The sequence below is a fragment of the Lentzea albida genome (genome assembly GCF_900111005.1).
Classification (GTDB): Bacteria; Actinomycetota; Actinomycetes; order Mycobacteriales; family Pseudonocardiaceae; genus Lentzea; species Lentzea albida.
The window spans coordinates 13,851-29,372 of the sequence record NZ_FOFV01000022.1 but is presented as its reverse complement, the minus strand read 5'-3'; the positions used below and the strand labels follow the sequence as shown (position 1 = coordinate 29,372).

Sequence of the window (15,522 nt, the reverse complement as noted above, 5' to 3'; positions counted from 1 at the left end):
TCAGAGCACCGCCCACACCGTCTTCCTGCCGCCCGGCCGGTCGATCACGCAGCCCCACGTCCTCGCGAGCTGCGCGACCACGTGCAGTCCCCGCCCGAAGTTGGCGGGGCTGCCGGGGTCACCGAGCACCACCGGGATCGAGCTGTCGTCGCCGACCGCCACGGTGAGCCGGCCGCGCCGCAGCTCGAGCCGGAGGCGCACCACCTCGGAGAACGTGTGCTGGACGGTGTTCTGCACGAGTTCCGACGCCACCTGCACGGCGTCGTTGGTCAGCAGGTCGGCCAGCTCCCACTCCGCGCACGTCTGCCGCACGAACAGGCGGGCCGCACGGGGGCTGCTCGGGTCGTGCGGCAGTTCGCGGGCGACGCGCTTGCGCGGTGCGGGCCGTTCGACGTTGGCCAGCGCCTCACCGACCTGGCCGTAGACCCCGACGTACCGGCGGATCGCCGTGCGCCGGAGCAGTTCGACGTGCCGGGAGCCCGTCGCCACGAGCAACGGTGTCGCGGGCCAGTCGCTGATGCGCAGCCACACCGTCGTGAACACGCTCAGCGCGCTCGTCGTGGCGATCGTGACGTTGCTCAGATCCACGACCAACGCCCGTGGCGCCTCCACGGCGCACTTGAGCATGTAGTCGCGAAGCACCGCATAGGTCGAACGCCCGAGCACCCCGTCGACGGAGATCAGCGTGCACTCGTCGCGCTCCTCGGCGCGAACCTTCAGCTGCTCGACCCGGGAACCGGCCATCTCATCTCGTCGGGAGCTCGGCCCGCGCGGAGTCGGCGAGCTCGCGCAGCGCGGCCCCCAGGTCCGGGAACAACCGCAGCCGCACGTCGACGCCCGTGGCGGCCAACGGCGACAGCACGACGTGGTGCGCGGCGACCACACCGAGCGGGATCTTCCTCGCTCGCGCCTCCCGCTGGGCGATCAGCAGCAGGTTGATGCCCGACGAGCCGAAGAACTCGATCTCCTGCAGGTCGACGACGACCCTGGCCGGGGCCTTCTCGACCGCGGACAGGACCTCGTCGAGGCCGATCTCCTCGGTCAGCATGTCGACCTCACCGGTCAGCGCGACGACCGCGACCCCTTGGTGCTCGGTCGTGTGCGCGGTCAGAACGTCGGAAAGTCCCTCGAACGGATGGCCCATGGCCGGCCTCCTCTCGGCGCACCGCGCGAAGCGCCGACGTCAGCCGCTGCCCAACCCGGAGAACCTGGTAGGTGTTCCTCGTGTGGTGATCGATGTTTCGGGAAGCTCCACCCCACGCTATTCCCATCTCCCACATCCGACAACCGCGCTGGTGACGGCGGGGTCTGGTGGCCCAGAGGAAGCCCGCGCCGCGTGGTGGGGCCGGGGTGGCCGGTGGGCTGGATCGGTTGCGGCACTGGGGGAACATGGGATGGCGGGATGACGCGGATCGGGCGCCGGCGGGGTGTGGCGAAGGGCGTTGGAGACGCTGGTCCGCTGGCCGGGCGCGTGCCGTCGGCACGCCCGGACACGCGGCCGGCCGCTGCCGGCCGGCAGACCCCGCACGGCAGGCACCGCCCCGGTCGCACGAGCCCAAGGCCCCCGCTCACCCGATCGAAGCCGAAGCGGGGGTCGTTCGGACACGCGAATCGAAATAGGCTCACCACCGTGGACGCCCACTCCGCCCGCTACCAGGTGGTGCTGGTCGGCGCCTCGCTCGGTGGCGCCGAGGCGCTGCAGGTGCTGCTGGGCGGCCTGCGCACGGACCTGCCCGCGCCCGTCGTCGTCGTGCAGCACCTCGGCCCCGGCACGAGCGCGCTGGACTCGGTGCTGGGCAAGGTGTCGCGGCACCCGGTCGTCTGGGCGCACGACGGGGTGCTGCTCGAACCCGGCACCGTCTACCTGTGTCCCGGCCGGACCGGGGTGCGCCTGGAGCCGGACGGCACGCTGACCGTGCAGCCGATGGCGAACCGGTCCTCCTACGGACAGGTGGACGAACTGTTCACCTCGGCGTCGACGTCGATGGGCGCGCATGTCCTCGCGCTCGTGCTGACCGGCCTCGGCAACGACGGCAGCGCCGGCGCTCTCGCCGTGCACCGGGCCGGCGGGACGGTGATCGTGCAGGACGAGTTCACCTCGACGGCGTTCGGGATGCCGTCGGCGGTGATCAAGGCCGGTGCCGCGGACCTGGTGCTGCCTCTGGGGGAACTGCCCGACCTGCTCGACCGGGTGGTCGGTGCCGGCCGGCCGGTGCCCACGCCCGCGGTCCGCGCCACCGAGGCGATGTTCGCGGGCGGTGGTGAGCTCGGCCGGCTGATGAGCACGACCGACTGGGGCACCACCGCGTTCGGTCCGGTGGACCGGTGGCCCGCCCTGCTGCGCGACACGGTGGCGATGGTCCTCGCCAACCCCGTGCCCATGAGCCTGATGTGGGGGCACGACCTGCTGCAGCTGTACAACGACGCCTACCGCGACCTCCTCGGCGAACGCCACCCCGAGGCCCTCGGCCGTTCGGTGCTGCGGGTCTGGCCGGACGCGGCGACGACGATCGCCCCGGTGGTGCGGCAGGTCGTCGACACCGGGACGGCACGGCGCCTGACCGACCAGCCGTTCGTCGTGAACCGGGACGGCAGGCCGGAGGAGCTCTTCGCGACCATCGCCTACTCCCCCGTCCGCGACGGCGACCGCGTCGCGGGGGTGCTCGCCACCCTCGTCGACACCACCGACCAGGTCCGCAACGCCCGCCGCCTCACCACCCTGCACCGGCTCACCGCCACGTCGCGCGAGGCGAGCGACACGACCACGGACCGCGAGGTGTGCCAGTGGCTGATGCGGGCGCTGGCGGCCAACCCGCAGGACGTCCCGTTCGCCCTGGTCTACCTCGTCGAGGAACGGGGCGTGCGCGCCCACCTCGCCGCGTCCACCGGTCTCACCGACGACAGCCCGGCCCTCGACCAGCTCGTCACCAGCGAGCGCCCGGCGGCGTGGCCGTTGCACAAGAGCATGCGCACGGCCGAGCCGCAGGTCGTGGAAGACCTGCTCACGCGCTTTCCGGGGCTGGTGTCCGGCACGTGGCCGCAGCCCCCGCACACCGCGGTGATCCTGCCCGTCAGCCCGATCCGCGACGGTGTGCCGGCCGCCCTGCTGGTGCTCGGCGTCAGCTCCCACGCCCCGTTCGACGCCGCGCACCGGCAGTTCTTCGACCTCATAGCCGAACGCGTCGCCGCCACCCTCACCGCGGCGCGCATCGACCGCGAGCAGAAGCGCCAGATGGCGGCGCTCGCCGAGCTGAACCGCGCGAAGAACCTCTTCTTCGCGGGCCTCAGCCACGAGTTCCGCACACCGCTCACCCTCTTGCTGCTGCCGCTCGAGGAACAGCTCACGACCCTGCCGGCCGAGCACCGGGACACGGCGCGGATCGCGCACCGCAACGCGCTGCGCCTGCTCCGCATGGTCAACACGCTGCTCGCGTTCTCGGAGCTCGAACAGGGGCGGGATCCGCGGGTCGTCGAGGACATCGAGGACCTCGCCGGGCTCACGACCGACCTGGCCGGCGTGCTCCGTCCCGCGATCGAACGCGCGAACCTCGCCCTGGTGGTCGACTGCCCACCGCTCGACCGGCCGGTGCGGCTCGACCGGGCCATGTGGGAGACGGTCGTGCTCAGCCTGCTGTCCAACGCGCTCAAGCACACGTTCACCGGATCGATCACCATCGCGCTGGGCTCCCGGCAGCACCACGTCGAGCTCGTGGTGACGGACACGGGAACCGGCATCGACCCGGCCGAGATCCCGCACCTGTTCACCCGCTTCCACCGGATCGAGGGCGCCAGGGCGCGCAGCCGGGAGGGCTCCGGCATCGGCCTCGCCCTGGTGCGGCAGCTGGTCAGCCTGCACCACGGCAGCATCCGGGTGCGCAGCGAACCCGATCTCGGCAGCACGTTCACCGTGTGGATCCCTTATGCCCAGCCACAACACGCCCAACGGCCCGCACCCGTCAGGTCCGCCGAGGAGAAGGCGCGCATGCGGCAGGCGTTCGCCGAGGAGGCCGAGTCCTGGCTCGTCGGCGACGAACCCGCCGTTCTCCCCTCTGCGGCGGGACACCGGGCCACCGTGCTCGTCGTCGACGACAACGCGGACATGCGCAACTACCTGCGACGGATGCTGAGCGACCAGTACGACGTCCTGACCGCCGCCGGCGGTGACCAGGCTCTCGACCGCCTCGCCGGGCGGGGAGCCGACCTGATCATCGGCGACGTCGTCGTGCCGGACCTCGACGGCGTCCGGCTGGTCGAACGGGTGCGCGCCGACCCCTCGTTGCGCGCCACCCCGATCATCCTGCTGACCGCGCTGGGCACCTCCTCGTAGGCGGTCCGGGGCGCCCACGACGTCCTGGTCAAACCGTTCACCGCGCGGGAGCTCTTCGCCCGCGTCGAGGCCCAGCTCGCGCTCAGGCGCGTCCGCAGTGCCACCGCCGAGCGTCCCGGGTCGGGAGCGTCCGCCGCCGACGTGTGACGGGGTGGAGCCCGGGTACCCAGCCCGAAATCACACGGGTGAGGAGGCCCTTTGCACAGGGACCTGGTCGTCGCCGGAGCTTCCGCCGGTGGAGTGGAGGCGCTGCGGTCCCTGGTCGCCGGACTGCCTCCCGACCTTCCCGCCGCCGTGGTGGTCGTGCTGCACATGCCGGCCGGGGGCTCGTCCGCGCTGCCCGCGATCCTCGACCGCAGCGGGCCGCTGTCCGCGGTCGCCGTCGGGGACGGCACGCCGTTGCGGCACGGCCGGATCCACGTCGCCCCGCCCGACCACCACACGCTGGTGCAGAACGGCGTGCTGCGGCTGTCACGAGGTCCCACGGAGAACGGGCACCGGCCGGCGGTCAACGTGCTGTTCCGCTCCGCCGCGCTCTCGGCCGGTCCCGCCGCGATCGGGGTGGTCCTGTCCGGCATGCTCGACGACGGCGTGGCGGGCATGGCCGCGATCAAGAACCAGGGAGGTCTCGCCCTGGTGCAGTCCCCCGGCGACGCGCTGCACCCCGGCATGCCGGTGAACGTCCTCGAGCACGTCGCGGTCGACCACGTCGTGCCCGCCTCCGAGATGGGTGCGACGCTGGCAGAGCTCGTCGCGGAGGAGATCACGGCGGCGGCACCTCCGGTGCCCGAGACCCTCCGGCTGGAGGTCGAGGTGTCAGGCGACAACGCGGGCGCGGGCTTCGGCGACATCCCGAAACTCGGCCGGACGACCACCTTGACCTGCCCGGACTGCGCCGGTTCGCTGCTCGAGATCCCCGGCGGAAGCGGCCACCACCGCTGCCTGGTGGGCCACGCGTGGACCCCGGAGGCCCTGCTCGACGCCTACAGCGGAGGCCTGGAGCGCGCCATGTGGACCGCGGTGCGCACACTGGAGGAGAAGATCGCGCTCGCCCGGCGCATGGCCGGTCACGCGCGGCAGTCCGGTCGCGCCCACATCGCCGACCGGTACTCCGATCAGGAGGAAGAGGCCCTGGCCGCCGCGGACGTGCTGCGCAAGCACCTGCTGCGGTCCGAACTGAGGGAGGGAACCGGCTCGTGACGGGCATCAGCGTCCGCACGGCGGACCTCGCGGGCATGGTGGTCGCGACGCCGGTCGGGCGCCTGGACGTGACGTCGTACCCGGTGCTGCGCGACGGACTGCTCAAGCTGGCGGCGGAAGCCCCGGTCGCCCTGCTGGTGCGGCTGGGCGCGGACTTCGAGACGGCCGGCGCGGCGATGCTGTCGGTCTTCACCACGGTCTGCACGAAGGTCTCCGACTGGCCGGACGTGCCGGTCGTCCTCATCGCCGAGACCGAACGCCACCGGCACGACCTCGGCCGCAGCGGGATCACGAGGAGCGTCGCCACCGCACCCGACCTCATCTCGGCGGTCGAGCTCGCCCAGGAACAACCGCTGCGCCGGCTCCGCAAGCTCTCGCTGCCGGGCACGGCCGCCGCGCCGTCGATCGCGCGCGAGGCCGTGCGCGACGTCTGCGAGGAGTGGGACCTGCCGCACCTGCTCCAGGACGCGCTGGTGGTGGTGACCGAACTCGTCGGCAACGCGGTGCGGCACGCGCGCACCGACTCGGTGTTGCGCGTCGAGCTGCGCCGGACCGGACTGACGCTCGCCGTCACCGACGGCAGCCCCGAACCTCCGGTGCTGGGCGCCTCGCGTCAGGACCTTCCCGGACACCGGGGTCTGGAGCTCGTGGACGGCATCAGCCGCGCCTGGGGCTCCATGCCCGCGTTCGACGGGAGCAAGGTCGTGTGGGCCGTGCTGGCACTCGGCCCGAAGCGGTAGCTTCGGGCGCGTGAACGACCGCCTGCCGACGCCCGGCCCCGGTGTCGAGGACGTGCTGCAGCACCTCGAGGAGGCGCGCGGCTCGGACTTCACCGGGTACGAGCGAGCCGGCCTCATCCGCCGCGTCCGGCACCGGATGAGCGAGTTGGGCATCGGGGACCACGCCGGGTACGTCGAGCACCTGCGCGCCGACGCGGGCGAGGTCAGCGCGTTGGTCGACGCCGTGCCGGCCGACGTCCCCGGCTTCTTGCGCGATCCGGAGGCCTGGACGTCCCTGCGCGAGCAGGGCGTGCCCGCGATCCTCGCCGAACGCGGGCCGCACGACCCGATCCGGGTGTGGAGCGCGGGCTGCGCGTCCGGTGAGGAGGCGTACAGCCTCGCGATCGCCTTCGCCGAGGTCGTGGGCATCGAGCAGTTCCGCCAGCGGGTGAAGATCTACGCCACCGACGTCGACGACGAGGCCCTCGCCAAGGCGAGGCTCGCGAGCTACGGCGAGCGCGAGCTGCGGGGCGTGCCGCCGGAGTTGATCGCCAGGTACTTCGAGCGGCAGAACGGCCACCACCGGTTCCGCAAGGACCTGCGCCGGTCGATCGTCTTCGGCCGCAACGACCTGGAGCAGGACGCGCCGATCTCGCGCCTCGACCTGCTGGTCTGCCGCAACACGTTGACGTACCTCGACCAGCGGACCCGGTCAGAGGTGCTGGGCAGGTTCCACTTCGCGCTGGCGCCGGGGGGCGTGCTGTTCCTGGGCAAGGCCGAGGCGCTGCCGCACCACAGCCCGGTCTTCGATCCGCTCGACCACGAACGGCGCCTCTTCCGCAAGGCGCCCACCGGTTCGCCGCCCGCCCGCTCCCCTTCCGAGGTGGTGCACCATCGAGGGGTGAACGTCGGCGGTATCGACGCACTGGAGGAGCAGGCGTTCTCCTCGAGCCCGGTCGCCCAGGTGGTGGTGACGGCGGACGGGGTGGTGGCGCTCGTCAACGGGCAGGCGGAGACCCTGTTCGAGGTCTCCGCCGAGGACGTCGGCCAGCCGTTGCGCGACCTCGAGCTGTCCTACCGCCCGATCGAGCTGCGCGGCTACGTCGAACAGGCGCGCCTGGAGCGCAAGTCGTTGCGCGTCAAGGACGTCGAATGGCTGCGCAACACCGGCGGGGCGCTGTGGCTCGAAGTCCACGTCGACCCGCTCATCGGTGCCGACGACACCGTCATCGGCGTCGCGGTGGCGTTCCACGACGTGACGGCGGCGCGCAAGCTGGTCGAGGAGCTCGCGTTCACCAAGCGCCAGCTCGAGGCCGCGTACGGGGAACTCCAGTCCACCAACGAGGAGACGGAGACCACGAACGAGGAACTCCAGTCCACGGTGGAGGAGCTGGAGACCACGAGCGAGGAGTTCCAGTCCACCAACGAGGAACTGGAGACGATGAACGAGGAGCTCCACTCGACCAACGACGAGCTCCAGACCATCAACGACGTCCTCCGCGAACGCAGCTCCGAACTCGACCGCGTCAACGGGTTCCTCGAGTCCGTGCTCACCTCGTTGCGCGCCGGTGTCGTCGTGCTCGACCCGCAGCTGCGCGTCCTGGCGTGGAACCGCGGAGCGGAGGACCTGTGGGGCCTGCGCCGCGAGGAGGCCGAGGGCGAGCACCTGCTGAACCTCGACATCGGCCTGCCGGTCGCCGACCTGCGCCCGGTGGTGCGCCCGGCGCTGTCCGACCCCGCGTTCAGCGGGGAGGTCGAGCTCACCGCGGTGAACCGGCGCGGCCGCACGGTGCTCGTCCGGGTGGTGTGCACGCCGTTGCGCCGCGGGGGCGGCGGGCCGGCCGGGGCCATCCTCGTCATGGAGCAGCGGCGCGGCTGACACGCGACGTGTGCTGGAGCACGGCCGGGAAGTCGCGGGAACTGAACGGCGTCCGCGCCCGACTACCGCTGCAAGTCCGCGCTCCCCACCCTGCAGAGGTGTCACATGTCCGCTCCGGCAGTCGAGGTCGAAAGAACAGAGGAGACACCGCGCACCGGCACGATCTCCGTCGTGCCGCTGTTGCGCCGGTTGCACTTCTACGCCGGCGTGCTCGTCGGCCCGTTCCTCGTCATAGCCGCCGCGACGGGAATGCTGTACGCGTTCGCCCCGCAGATCGACGGCGTCCTGTACGGCGACCAGCTGCGGGTCGGCTCGGTGGGGAGCAGCACGCGCCCGGTCGCCGACCAGGTGGCGGCGGCCCAGGCGGCGCTGCCCGACGGCATCGTCACCGGGGTCCAGCTGTTCGACGACCCCGAGGCGACGACGCGGGTGGTGTTCGCGCTCGAAGGACTCCCCGCCGAGCACAGCAGGACCGTCTACGTGAACCCGTACACCGCCGAGGTGCAGGGCCAGCTGACCACGTGGTTCGGCGCGACGCCCGCCACGACCTGGCTGGACAACCTGCACAGCAACCTGAACCTCGGTGTTCCCGGCACCCTGTACTCCGAACTCGCGGCGAGCTGGCTGTGGGTGCTCGCGCTCGTCGGGCTGGTGCTCTGGGTCCAGCGCCGCCGGACGGCGAAGCGCAGGGCCCGCGCGTTGCTGCTGCCGGAGAAGGGCGCCAAGGGCGTGCGCAGGAGCCGTTCCTGGCACGCGAGCCTCGGCATGTGGGCCCTGATCGGCACCCTGTTCCTCTCGGCCACCGGCCTGACGTGGTCGACCTACGCCGGGGAGAACTTCAGCGCCGCGCTGACCGCCCTCAACGCCAAGGCACCGGTGCTCGACACCAAGCTCCCCGGCTCCACCGGAAGCGCTCCCTCCGGTGAGCACTCCGGGCACGGGAGCGGCGAGCCCACCGCCGTGCCGGTGGACCCCGCGACGTTCGACCGCGTGCTCGGCACCGCGCGCACGGCCGGTCTGGACGGGCCGGTGGACGTCACGCCGGGTGCGCCGGGCACGGCCTGGTCCGTGGCGCAGACGGACGCCGTGTGGCCGATGCGCCAGGACAAGGTCGCGGTCGACCCCGCCACCGCCCAGGTCACCGCCCGCGCGGACTTCGCCGACCGGCCGTTCCTCGCGAAGCTGTCGTCGTGGGGCATCCAGGCCCACATGGGCGTCCTGTTCGGGTTCGTGAACCAGCTCGTGCTGTTCCTGCTGGCCGGGGCGATCCTGGCGCTCATCGTGTTCGGCTACCGCATGTGGTGGCAGCGCAGGCCCACCCGCGCCGACCGCCGCGCACCCTTCGGTGCGGCGCCCAAGCGCGGTGCCTGGACGCAGCTCCCGCTGTGGTTCGTCATCCCCGCGCCACTGGTGCTGATCGCGATCGGCTGGGCGATCCCGTTGCTGGGCCTCAGCCTTCTCGCGTTCCTCGTCCTCGACGGCCTGGCCGGCTTCGTCCGCTCGCGCCGGCGGGAGGAGCAGCAGGCCTGAGCTCCGGACGGGTGCGGGGCGATCGCGCTCCGCACCCCGCAGGGCGCTCGTGGCTAGGAGATCCGCCTGCCCGCGCGGTCGTCGGCCAGCATGTCCACCAGGTCCTCGCGAGCCCTGGCGACCCGCGACCGGATCGTGCCCACCGGACACGCGCACACCACCGCGGCGTCGGCGTAGGAGAGCCCGAGCACCTGGGTGAGCACGAACGCGGTGCGCCGCTCCGGGTCGAGCGAGCCGACCACCTCGTCGAGCACCACGCGGTCCGCGAACCCCGGCTCAGCGGGTTCGGGCGCCTCGGCGCTGTGGTGCAGCCGCGGTCGCACCCGCACGGCGCGGATGTGGTCGGCCACCACCCGCCGGGCGATGGCGAGCAGCCACGTGCGGCCGGCGGAGCGCCCCTCGAAACCCGGCAGCGAAGGCAACGCCCGCAGGTAGGTCTCCTGGGTGAGGTCGTCCGCGAGGCCAACGTCGGCGGCGAGGTGCGCGACGAACCGCCACACGTCGGCCTGGGTGGCGCGCACGAAGTCGGCCAGGGCGGCGCGGTCTCCCGCACCGGCTCGCAGCGCGAGGCTGGTGATGTCGGCGTCGTCGCTGCGCGGCACTCCCACGCACGGGACTACGGACGCGGTGGTGATCGGGTTCAGCGGGAGAACAGGTGTTCCCGGGCCCGGCGAGGGAGTGAGCGCGGCGGCCTTCACACGGCCGCCGCGCTCTCGGGAGTCGCACAACTCCCGATGGCGGGGGACGCCGAACCAGCGGGTGCGGACCGGCTCGGTGTGTTCCTCGCCGAGTTCGTCGGCCCGCGGCGCGCAGTGGTTCCCGGACGTCACCCGGACCGGTGAGTCAGACGACGCCGGCGTCCTCGTGACCGCGCCCGCCGACCAGGTCCTCACGCGCCCTGGCGACCCGCGACCGGATCGTGCCGACCGGGCAGCCCACCACCTCGGCCGCCTCCGCGTAGGACAGGCCCAGCACCTGTGTGAGCAGCAACGCCTCCCGGCGCTCGGACGACAGCCCGGCCAGCATGACGGAGAGCTCGACGACGTCCTCGAACCCGGCGGCGCGCGCGTGGGCGGCGGCCTGCCCCGCGTCCGACGCGACCTGGTGGTCCGCCGACCAGGCGATCGACGGCCGCGCGACCGCGGACCGGACGTGGTCGACGACGGTGCGGCGGGCGATGGACAGCAACCACGTGCGGGCCGACGAGCGCCCCTCGAACCGCGGCAGGCTGCGCAACGCCCGCAGGTAGACCTCCTGCGTCAGGTCGTCCGCGACCCCGGCGTCCGCGAGGTGCGCGACCAGGCGCCACACATCACGCTGCGTCGAACGGATGAACCACTCGAGCGCGTCACGGTCACCCGCACCAGCGGCCAACGCGGTCGCGGTGACCGTCTCGTCGTCACGCCCCGAAGTCGACACGATTCAGAAGAGTAACTCAGAGCCGCCTGGGAACTATCAGCGCCGAATGGCCGACAATGTTCCCGTGGAGTGCGACATCTGCCGCGAAGCCCTGTCCGCCCGGCTGGACGGCGAAGAGGAGGGCGTGCCCGCCGACGAGGTCGACGCGCACCTCGAGACCTGCGCGTCCTGCCGCTCGTGGCACGACAGCGCGGCCGCCCTCACGCGCTCGCTCCGCATCAGGCCGGCGACCCCGGTCCCGGACCTGACGGCCGCGATCCTCGACGCCGCTCCCCCGATCACCCCGCCCACCCCGCGCGGCTGGACCCCGCGAGCCCTCCTCGGCGTCGTCGCCATCGCCCAGCTCACCCTCGGCGTCTCGCAGGTGGTCGGCACCGACTCCGGGCACAGCGGCCACACCACCGGCGTGGACAGCAGCCACCTGTTCAACGAGAGCACCGCCTGGAACCTCGCCATCGGCCTGGGCCTGCTCTGGGCCGCCCTCCGCCCGGCGGCGACCTCCGGCATGCTGCCCGTCGTCGGCGCCTTCGTGGCGGTGCTCATCCCCTACTCCGCCAGCGACCTGCTCGGCGGCACGGCCACCGCGGCCCGCGTGTTCAGCCACGCGCTGCTGGTCGTCGGCCTCGGCCTGCTCGCGCTCGTGCACTTCACCCACCGCGGGCCCGGCGGCCGGACACCCGTGGCGGAGGGCGAGTCCGACGACGTCACGGGCTCGTCTGCGACGACGGAGCGGGCGGAGCAGCCGCGTGGGCAGCGCCGGGTGCGGTTGCGGCCTGTCAGTCGGCGGCGGGCCGCCTGAGTTTCGCGCCGGCTGAGGCTCTCAGAGCCGTCTGAGCGTCAACCGGACGACTGGACCACTGCGTCCAATCCGTGCAGGGTCTCAGGCGATCCGCTCGTAGAGCGTGCCCGCCCGGACGAGCGTGGGCCGTCCGTCCGGGCCGGGTGCGAGGAACTGCACCGCCGCCACCGCGCCCGGAGAGCCGAGCTCCAGCACGAACCGGCGTCGTTCGGCGTCCACGCAGACGAGCGGCAGCGCCTGGCCGCCCTCCCCCGGGCTGCCCATCAGCCGTTCCCACGCCACGAGGGCGGGAGTGCGGTTCAGTTCGAGGTGGAGTCGCCCGTCGCGGACGTCGACCACGACCTCGCCGTCCGGGGACGCGTACCGCCCGGCGAACGGCTCGGGGACGACCTCGACCGCGGACTCCGGCGCCCGCACGGGTTCCGGGACACGCACGCCGAAGAGCTCCCCGAGGAGGTCGGCGCACAACGCGGAGACCAGCTGCCCGCCGGTCTGGCTGTTCGTGAGCACCGCCAGAACCGCCTTCCGCTCCGGGAGGACGACCAGGTTGGAGTGCATGCCGTTGTTGGCGCCGGCGTGTCCGATGACCCGCTCGGGCGCCTCCTGCACGATGGCCCAGCCGAGGCCCCAGTTCACGTACAGGGGCAGGCAGCCCCAGTAGTCGTCGAACTGGGGCGTGCGCATCAGTTCCAGCGCCTCGGGCGACAGGATCCGGCGGCCGTCGGGTGCCGTGCCGTCGAGGTGCGTCCGCCCGAAGCGGATCAGGGCGTCGGCGTCGAGCCACAGGCGGGACCCGGCCGGGCCGTTCTCCGGACCGAGGCGCAGGCGGGCCACCGGGGACGTCGTGCCGGCGACGGGGTCGACGACGTGGCCGACGGCGGTGGACCGCAGCAGCAGCTCTTCGGCGTCGGGGGTCGCGTTGAGGCCGAGCGGTTCGAGGACGCGGGAGCGCAGTGCCGCGTCGTAGCGCTCGCCGGTGATCACCTCGACCAGACGCCCGAGCGTGCCCATGCCCGCGTTGCTGTAGCACCACCGCTCACCGGGAACGCCCGTGACCGGCAGGGTGGCGAGGTCCCCCATGAGGCGTTCGAGGACGTCGTCGCCCGGCGGCAGGTCCGGCAGGTGGTTGGCGGCGAGCCCGGACGAGTGGGTGAACAGCATGCGCACCGTGATCGCGTCGGACCGCTCCGGCGTCGCCGAGGTGAAGTCCGGCAGGTAGGCCCGCACGGGCGCGTCGAGGTCCAGCAGGCCCTCGTCCACGAGGGTCATCACCAGGGACGACGTGAACACCTTCGTGATGGAGCCGGCGGCGAAGAGCGTGTCCGCGCGCACCGGCGCGCCGGTGACGACGCTGGCCGTCCCGGTCTGCGCCCGCACGAGCACGCCGTCGTGCCACAGCGCGGCGGAGGCACCGGTCACGCTGAACTTCTCCGCGAGCTCCGACAGCCGGCCCGCGAGCTCCGTCGAGGTCATCATTCTCAGCACCCTAGGTCTGCGGGGCGTCGGCGGCACGTGACAACCGTTGCGCCGAACCATCTGACCGTGCGACGGCTGTCGCACTCCGAAACGCCCGCGCAGCACGATAATTCCCAGAGCCGGGGGCCGTCCGTCCACTTCGGAGCATCCGGCTTCCCCCACCCACCACGAGGAGAGGCTCCATGACCCAGGACCCAGTCACCCCACCGCCCGCGTCCTCGTTCCGCCGCCACGGCGATCTGCTGCTGTTGTCGGGCCAGGTCGGCGTCGACGAGAACTGGCGGCCGGTGAACGGCACCTTCCAGGACGAGGTGCGCGCGGTCTTCCGCAACGTCCGGACCGTGCTCGCCGCGGCCGGGAGCCGGCCGGAGCAGGTCCTCAAGGTCACCGGTTACCTGACGGACGCCGAGTTCTTCCCCGCCTACAACGAGGTTTGGCTCGAGGAGTTCCCGGACCCGGCGCACCGCCCCGCCCGCACGACGATCGTGACGCAGCTGCACCCGCCGTTCCGGGTCGAGCTGGACGTGACCGCGGTGACCGAGACGTCTTAAGTCCTTAAAGGACAGTCCACACCAGACAGAAACCTCGGGGCTCGTCCGGCGAACCGGACGAGCCCCGAGGCGCAGGCGGGGCGTCTCAGCGCCTCGGGATCACAGGCAGCTCGGACAACCCGGCAGCCGGGCCCCGTGGTGCAGGGCCTTCGCGTAGCGGGCCTCCTCCTCGATCGGGCCGGCCAGCTCCGCGGTCAGCAACCGCTGCTCCGGCAGCGCGCCGAGGTCCACCCGCACCCCGTCCTTGATGACGGCGTGGATGCTCTCGTAGTTCTTGGCGCCCTGCAGCGGGTCGTGGTCGAGGACGACCATGTCCGCGATCTTGCCCACCTCGAGGGTGCCGAGGTCGTCGTCGACGTGGTAGGCCTTGGCGATGTTGCGGGTGGCCGCGTGCAGCAGGTCCATCGGCTTCATGCCCTTCTCCTCCATCGCCCTCAGCCAGACGAAGTGGCCGGTCGCGAGGCGGCCCAGGGCCTCCTCCTCGGGCATGCCGTTCCAGGTGCCCTTGATCATCGGCTCCTGCAGGACCTCCGGCGCGAAGATGCCTCCGTCGTTGGCCAGCAGGATGTTCGCGCCCGCGCTGATGAGGTTGCGGGTGTTGGCGTCCGAGGCCTTCCACATCGTCCACTCGAAGTCCGAGATGGACGACTTCAGGAAGTCGAGGCCGTTCTCGGTGACGGGGAAGACGGCGGCGCCGCTGCCGGTCCGCGCGAACTGCTCGAGGAGGTCGTCCGGGATCTCGGTCGGGCCGGTGGTGTTGGGGTGCTGCACGAGGTCACAGCCCGCGTCGACCGCGATCCGCAGGCCCTCGACGGACGTGGCGTGCGCCTGCGCGGTCAGGCCCGCCCGGTGGACCTCCTCGACGATGGCGCGCTGGGTCCGCTCCGAGAAGACGAGGAACGCACCAGCGGCGATCCCGCCGTGTTCGTTCGACGCGTACTTGACGAAGTCGATGCCGCGCTCGATGTACCCGCGCACCTCCTTGCCGACCTCGTGCGGTTCCAGCCACATGAGGTGCCGCCCGGTGTTCTCGACCCAGGCCGCGTTGACCCGCTCGACGAAGTACGAGGTGCCGACGCCGGGGATCCTGCCGTCGAAGTCGCCGGAGAACGGGCCGTCGAACCCGACGATGTTGCCGGCGCAGCGGATGCGGCTGCCCACGGTCTCGCCGCGGTTGATCCGGTCCCGCACCGTCATGAGCGCCCGCCGCGGTCCCCAGGTGTCGAACACCGTCGTCAGGCCGGCCTTCAGGGCGACCTGGGCGGCCTCGGTGATCAGGTCCTCGTAGCGCCCGTCGTAGCGGACGAGCGTCTCGTACAGGGCGTTGACCAGGAGGTGCACGTTGGCGTTCATCAGACCCGGGATGACGAACCTGCCGCTGTGGTCGACGATCTCGGCATCCGCGGGCACCGCGATGTCCTCGCGCCGCCCGATCGCCGTGATGCGGCCGTTCTCCACCAGGATCGACCGACCCTCGGCGCCACCGTCGGACACACCGTCGATGATCGTGGCGCCGGTCAGAAGGAGTGACATCTTCGTCCTCTCAGCATCGTTGTGCGCGGGCTCTCCCGCCCGGCCGGACCGGTGCCGCGGGCGAGTTCTGCCTGCTCACGACCAACGGA

Annotated in this window: 13 protein-coding genes; 7 read left to right on the top strand and 6 right to left on the bottom strand. The window is 72.4% G+C overall.

All coding sequences use genetic code 11. The annotated features are described in order from the left end of the window. Together BMY74_RS37835 and BMY74_RS37830 are read right to left on the bottom strand one after the other, a co-directional pair. Positions 1–744 (bottom strand): ATP-binding protein, encoded by a 744-nt coding sequence (locus BMY74_RS37835; protein WP_089925041.1) that lies wholly within the window; start codon positions 742–744, stop codon positions 1–3. 1 nt (position 745) lies between these two features. Continuing rightward, positions 746–1,144, bottom strand: coding sequence for an STAS domain-containing protein (locus BMY74_RS37830; RefSeq protein WP_089925324.1), 399 nt, complete (start codon positions 1,142–1,144; stop codon positions 746–748). 486 nt (positions 1,145–1,630) lie between these two features. Here BMY74_RS37830 and BMY74_RS37825 point away from each other — a divergent pair, with 486 nt between their 5' ends. The 5 genes from BMY74_RS37825 (at position 1,631) to BMY74_RS37805 (ending at position 9,655) form a co-directional block, all read left to right on the top strand. Beyond that, positions 1,631–4,327 (top strand): chemotaxis protein CheB, encoded by a 2,697-nt coding sequence (locus tag BMY74_RS37825; RefSeq protein ID WP_177230122.1) that lies wholly within the window; start codon positions 1,631–1,633, stop codon positions 4,325–4,327. A 198-nt stretch (positions 4,328–4,525) separates the two neighbouring features. Then, positions 4,526–5,527, top strand: coding sequence for a chemotaxis protein CheB (locus BMY74_RS37820; RefSeq protein WP_089925034.1), 1,002 nt, complete (start codon positions 4,526–4,528; stop codon positions 5,525–5,527). After that, positions 5,524–6,267: an ATP-binding protein gene (locus BMY74_RS37815; protein ID WP_089925031.1), complete on the top strand. Its 744-nt coding sequence runs from the start codon at positions 5,524–5,526 to the stop codon at positions 6,265–6,267. Before BMY74_RS37820 ends, BMY74_RS37815 begins: the two co-directional genes overlap by 4 nt. A 10-nt stretch (positions 6,268–6,277) precedes the next feature. Beyond that, complete coding sequence (locus BMY74_RS37810) at positions 6,278–8,125, top strand: CheR family methyltransferase (RefSeq protein WP_089925028.1); 1,848 nt, start codon at positions 6,278–6,280, stop codon at positions 8,123–8,125. A gap of 105 nt (positions 8,126–8,230) precedes the next feature. Beyond that, positions 8,231–9,655: a PepSY-associated TM helix domain-containing protein gene (locus BMY74_RS37805; RefSeq protein ID WP_218159883.1), complete on the top strand. Its 1,425-nt coding sequence runs from the start codon at positions 8,231–8,233 to the stop codon at positions 9,653–9,655. A gap of 53 nt (positions 9,656–9,708) precedes the next feature. On the opposite strand, the gene BMY74_RS37800 is transcribed toward BMY74_RS37805, so the two are convergent. Next, a complete protein-coding gene (locus BMY74_RS37800) occupies positions 9,709–10,257 on the bottom strand; it encodes a sigma-70 family RNA polymerase sigma factor (protein ID WP_089925320.1) in 549 nt (182 codons plus the stop codon). 241 nt (positions 10,258–10,498) lie between these two features. Then, a complete protein-coding gene (gene sigC, locus BMY74_RS37795) occupies positions 10,499–11,077 on the bottom strand; it encodes an RNA polymerase sigma factor SigC (RefSeq protein ID WP_425434893.1) in 579 nt (192 codons plus the stop codon). Positions 11,078–11,120: 43 nt separating this feature from the next. Between sigC and BMY74_RS37790 the strand changes: the two genes are divergently transcribed. After that, positions 11,121–11,873, top strand: coding sequence for a zf-HC2 domain-containing protein (locus tag BMY74_RS37790; protein WP_245786592.1), 753 nt, complete (start codon positions 11,121–11,123; stop codon positions 11,871–11,873). 81 nt (positions 11,874–11,954) lie between these two features. On the opposite strand, the gene BMY74_RS37785 is transcribed toward BMY74_RS37790, so the two are convergent. Beyond that, a complete protein-coding gene (locus tag BMY74_RS37785) occupies positions 11,955–13,349 on the bottom strand; it encodes a serine hydrolase (protein WP_177230121.1) in 1,395 nt (464 codons plus the stop codon). A gap of 182 nt (positions 13,350–13,531) precedes the next feature. Here BMY74_RS37785 and BMY74_RS37780 point away from each other — a divergent pair, with 182 nt between their 5' ends. Further along, positions 13,532–13,900, top strand: a complete 369-nt coding sequence (locus tag BMY74_RS37780) for a RidA family protein (protein ID WP_089925014.1) — start codon at positions 13,532–13,534, stop codon at positions 13,898–13,900. A gap of 99 nt (positions 13,901–13,999) precedes the next feature. Here the strand turns inward: BMY74_RS37780 and BMY74_RS37775 are convergent, their stop codons facing one another. Further along, complete coding sequence (locus BMY74_RS37775) at positions 14,000–15,433, bottom strand: amidohydrolase family protein (RefSeq protein ID WP_089925010.1); 1,434 nt, start codon at positions 15,431–15,433, stop codon at positions 14,000–14,002. Positions 15,434–15,522: the final 89 nt, after the last annotated feature.